Annotated in this window: 5 protein-coding genes; 3 read left to right on the forward strand and 2 right to left on the reverse strand. The window is 65.0% G+C overall.

Features of this window, described 5'->3' with window-relative positions; genetic code table 11:
* Together Q8K09_RS18105 and Q8K09_RS18110 are read left to right on the forward strand one after the other, a co-directional pair.
* A partial coding sequence (locus tag Q8K09_RS18105; RefSeq protein ID WP_305256381.1) for an alanine:cation symporter family protein occupies nt 1-259 on the forward strand: 259 nt, incomplete at its 5' end.
* Between the two features lie 106 nt (nt 260-365).
* Nucleotides 366-1,121, forward strand: coding sequence for an ABC transporter substrate-binding protein (locus tag Q8K09_RS18110; protein ID WP_305256382.1), 756 nt, complete (start codon nt 366-368; stop codon nt 1,119-1,121).
* 127 nt (nt 1,122-1,248) lie between these two features.
* Here the strand turns inward: Q8K09_RS18110 and Q8K09_RS18115 are convergent, their stop codons facing one another.
* Entirely contained in the window at nt 1,249-2,757 is a 1,509-nt protein-coding gene (locus Q8K09_RS18115) for a PLP-dependent aminotransferase family protein (RefSeq protein ID WP_305256383.1), read from the reverse strand.
* A gap of 90 nt (nt 2,758-2,847) precedes the next feature.
* Between Q8K09_RS18115 and Q8K09_RS18120 the strand changes: the two genes are divergently transcribed.
* Entirely contained in the window at nt 2,848-3,495 is a 648-nt protein-coding gene (locus Q8K09_RS18120) for an FMN-binding negative transcriptional regulator (protein ID WP_305256384.1), read from the forward strand.
* 142 nt (nt 3,496-3,637) lie between these two features.
* Here the strand turns inward: Q8K09_RS18120 and Q8K09_RS18125 are convergent, their stop codons facing one another.
* A complete protein-coding gene (locus tag Q8K09_RS18125; RefSeq protein ID WP_305256385.1) occupies nt 3,638-4,465 on the reverse strand; it encodes a helix-turn-helix transcriptional regulator in 828 nt (275 codons plus the stop codon).
* Between the last annotated feature and the right edge of the window lie 284 nt (nt 4,466-4,749).

The following is a 4,749-nucleotide window of genomic DNA, read 5'->3' on the forward strand; positions in this document are numbered from 1 at the left end:
GTTCGCCTTCGCCGACGTGACCATGGGCCTGCTGGCCATCGCCAACCTGATCGCCCTGGCCCTGCTGTTCAAGGTCGGCCTGCGTCTGATGCGCGACTACGACAAGCAGATCAAGGCAGGTGTAGAGGTGCCGGTCTTCGAGCCGAAAGACTTCGCCGATCTGGATCTTGACCCAGAAGCCTGGCCAGAGTCGACGCCGCCGCTGAGAGTGCCCTCGATCGGCGCCAGCGTGCCCGCCAACGCCCTCCATCAGCGCTGAATCTGTGCCGCCCGGACGCTGTTCCGGGCGGCTTTCGCTGGGTCATGGGAGCCCGTGCCGCCAAGTGGCTGGCACGGGCGCCTGCGCTACACAGGAGTGATCGACCATGCGCCGTTATTTCCCGCTACAGCTGTTGCTTGGCCTGCTGTTCGCCTCCTGCGCTCACGCCGAGTTGCCACGGGATTACCAGGTGATACTGCTCACCGAGAACTTTCCGCCGTTCAATATGGCGGCGAACAACAAGAACTTCGCCCGCGATGAGAATATCCAGGGCCTCAGCACCGATACCGTGCGCGAGATGTTCAAACGCGCCGGCATCGACTACAGCCTGACCCTGCGCTTCCCTTGGGCGCGGATCTATAAACAGACCCTGGAAACGCCCAATCACGGGCTGTTTTCCACCTCGCTGAGCGAGGCGCGGCGGCCCTTGTTCAAATGGGTCGGGCCGATCGCCCAGTATGAAAGCGTGCTGGTCGGCCTCGATGGAAGCGCCCCGCGCCTGGATAACCTGGAGCAGGCCAAGGCCTACCGCATCGGCGCCTACCAGAGCGCCGCGGTCAGCCAACACCTGGAGCGCCTGGGCTTTGCCCTGCAGAACGCCCTGCGCGATCAGGAAAACCTGCGCAAGCTGCAGCGCGGGCAGATTGACCTGTGGGCCACGTCCGATCCGGTCTGGCGGGTCTACGCCAAGGAGCACGGCGTCAGCGGCCTGAGCACGGTCTTGAGTTTTGAGACGTCACAGCTCTACCTGGCACTCAACAAAGACACCCCGGATGAAGTGATCGAGCGCCTGCAAGCGGCGCTCGATCAGATGCGCAGCGAAGGATATGGCAGCTGCGCGAAAAACCCCGAACGCTGCTGAATCGGGCCGCTAGCGCAGTGCTCATTGCGCAAACGGCTGCGGCTGGCCTGCGGAGGGGGCACGTGGCCGCCTAGCCGTGCGCACCACTGACAACCGGGTATCTGCTACCTGGTGCGCGCGGCGCACCCTACAAGCAGGCAGTAGCGAGACAATCACCCCAAGCCCTGCGCAGCGCCAGCAGGGCTTCGGCGATCTGCGCCTCGGGCACTGCGGCAAACCCCAGCACCAACCCGGCGCGCTGGTCCTCAGGCGTGCTGCTGCCAGGCAGCCAGTAACTGCTGAGCGCACTTATCTCCACGCCAACCCCTGCAGCGGCGCTGATCAGTTCGCGCTCGCGGATCAGGCTGTCGACGCGCACACAGAGGTGCAGCCCCGCCTCCACCGCTGGCAGCGGCGCGCAGCCCGGCACCGACTCAGGCCAGCCGGCCAGCAGCACATCGCGACGACTACGCGCGGCGCTACGCATGCGCCTGATATGTCGCTGGAAATGGCCGGCGGCGATAAATTCGGCCATCACCGCCTGGCTGCCGATCTCCGAGTGGCGCATATCCAGGGCGCGGCGACGGGCGAAGGGCTCGGCCAGGGCGGCCGGCAGCACCAGATAACCCAGGCGCAGCGCCGGAAAGGCGATCTTGCAGAAGGTGCCGACGTAGAGCACCCGCCCCTGGCGGTCGAGGGCGGCCAACGGCGCCAGCGGCGTGCCGCTGTAGCGGTACTCGCCATCGTAGTCGTCCTCGACTATCCAACTGTCGTGGCGCTCGGCCCAGTCCAGCAGTTCCAGGCGCCGCGCCAGCGACAGGGTCACCCCGGTTGGGTACTGGTGCGAGGGCGTGACATAGGCCAGACGACAGCGCCCCGCCCGCTCCAGCGCCGTGGTATCCAGCCCTTCGCCATCCACGGCAATACCCGCCAACTGCGCGCCAGCCACGGCGAAGGCATGGCCGGCGGCGCGGTAGCCGGGGTTTTCCACAGCCACCCGGTCACCCGGCTCGATCAGCAACTGGGCGCACAGGCTGATGGCCTGCTGGGAGCCGCACGTCACCAGGATCTGCGCCGGGTCACAGTGCAGGCCGCGGCTGTTGCGCAGGTAAGCCGCGATCAACTCGCGCAATTGCCCATCGCCGGCCGGGTCGCCATAACCCAGGCGTGCCGGTGATGGTTTGCGCCAGAAGCGCGCGGACAAACGCGCCCAAGTCTCGAAAGGAAACAGGTCGAAGGCCGGCACGCCGACGCGAAAGGCCCGTGGCGCGCCGCTCAATGGCGGGTTCAGATGATGGGTCTGCAACAGCTGCAGGGCTGCGCTCTGGGTGGCGGCGATCGTTGGTACCTGGGTCGCGCCCGCTGGAGCCGGCCGCGTCGCCCCGCTCAACTCGGCGACATAGGTACCGGCCCCGATACGGCCCTCGATATAGCCTTCGGCGTAGAGCTGGTCGAAGGCACGGATCACGGTGTTGCGCGAGACGCCCAACAAATTCGCCAGATCACGACTGGCCGGCAGGCGCGTACGGCGTTGCAGGCGACCATCGAGGATGCGTTCGCGCAGCGCCTGATACAGCTGGCGCGCCAGGCCGCGCTGCGGATCGAGGCGAATGCCGGACAGATCGACCGGGAGCGGCGGAGCAGACGGGGCAGGCATAGCGATTGGCTCCATGAAAGCCGCAGAAAGTGGATCTTACAACAGACCAATACTCTGCCTAGCATGGCGCATCAGCTCAGGAGCCTGCCCATGTATACACCCGCCGCCTTCCGCCAGGACGACCTCGCCACACTGCACCAGCAGATGCGCGCCACGCGCCTGCCGACGCTGGTCAGCCATGGCGCGCAGGGTTTGCTCGCCAGCCACCTGCCGTTATTACTCGATGCCGACGAAGGGCCCTATGGCACGCTGTACGGCCACTTCGCCAAGGCCAACCCGCAGTGGTGCGATCTCGCCGAAGGCAGCCCGGCGCTGGTGATTTTCCAGGGCCCGGAGGCTTATATCAGCCCGTCCTGGTATGCCGCCAAGGCCGAGCACGGCAAGGTGGTGCCGACCTGGAACTACATCAGTGTGCAGGCCCATGGCCGCGCCGAGGTGTTTGATGACGCCGAGCGCTTGCTGCAGCTGGTCAGCCGCCTCAGCGCGCTGCACGAAGCCGAGCGCCCGCAACCCTGGGCGGTGAGCGATGCACCGCGCGACTACATCGACAGCATGCTGCGCGCCATCGTCGGTTTTGCCCTGCCCATCGAGCGCCTGGAGGGCAAATGGAAACTCGGCCAGAACCGCAGCCAGGCCGACCAGATTGGCGTGCGCGAAGGCCTGGGCGCCAGCGGCGACCCACGCGACCGCGAACTGGCCGCGTACTCGGGTTTTGTCCAGCCGTGCAAGACACGTTAAAGGCCATGCTCCAATAGCCTGTTGCGCTCAGCTTCGCCACTGCGCGTGAGCAGGTCTGGAACTGTAGGGTGCGAGACTCACAAATAGCGCTGTGGGACTACCTCGCCGGCTGAACACCAACCTACATGGTGCGCTCAGCCGTCTACTCGATCTCGAACAGACCTGCGCGAATGTGCGCGCCGGCCAGACGCTGGCGGATGTCCGGATCGATGCGCGAATCGTCCGGGTCGTAGAGCATCACCTGGCGATAGGCATTGACCCGGTTGATCTCTGCGCCGAGGTATTCCCAGACCACCCGGGTGCACGCCGGGGTGCGCAGATCGCCGCTGGAGACGCCGGTTTTCAGGCCATTGAGGCGGGTGATGCGACTTTTAAAGCTGGGGATCAGGATGGTCTGAGTCATCTCGTTGCCGGTCAGCGACTCGTAGTCGATCAAAAACAGCCGGTCCTGCAGGTAGAAGGCCGCGCCTAGGTAGCGACAGCGCACCCAGTCTTCGGCCTTGCTGCTGTCGGCGCGCGACGGCTCCTGACGCTCCTGCCGCTCCTGGCGCTCGAACAGGTAGCTGCCGCGCTCCTCGCGCACATGCACCAGCGACAGCAGGATCTGCCCCGGCACCGACATGCAGTTGGCGTACTCGAAGTAATACCCACAATAGCGCGACAGGCTGCTGGCGAACTCGCGCAGCGGCTGTAGCAACTCCAGCAGCGGATCACCACCGGCTTGCTGTTCCAGACCACTGCCGCGCGCGCCAATCAGGTGGGCGAATTGCTCACCCGGCAGGCTCAGCTCATAGGCCTCGACGCCGAAAAAATCACAGATGCGTTTGAGATTGTGCGCCGTCGGGCGGCTCTGGCCATTGAGGTATTTATTGAACTGCGCGCGGTTGATCGCCAGCTTGCGGCATACCTCGGCAATCGAGCGGTAGTGGCTGCACAGCAGCTTGAGGTTGGGCCCCAAAAAATCCGACATGGTGCTGTTCCTAACGGCTATGGCGCGAGCGGCGCGATTGTAGCATCAACTCGCGCCACATCGCCGCCACCTGCGAAATTGCATGGAGAGCGCGTCTAGCCAACCATTCCCAGGCCACGTGCTGACGTTGAATTTTCCCCAAACAACAAGAGAGAGACACTCCCGCCATGCTCGACATTCTCAACGACCTGATCTGGAGCAAGCTGCTGATCGTGATGCTGATCGGCCTCGGGCTGTACTTCACCATCGCCTCGCGCTTCGTCCAGTTTCGCTACTTCGGCAGC

It is taken from the genome of Pseudomonas sp. (assembly GCF_030683065.1).
GTDB lineage: Bacteria > Pseudomonadota > Gammaproteobacteria > Pseudomonadales > Pseudomonadaceae > Aquipseudomonas.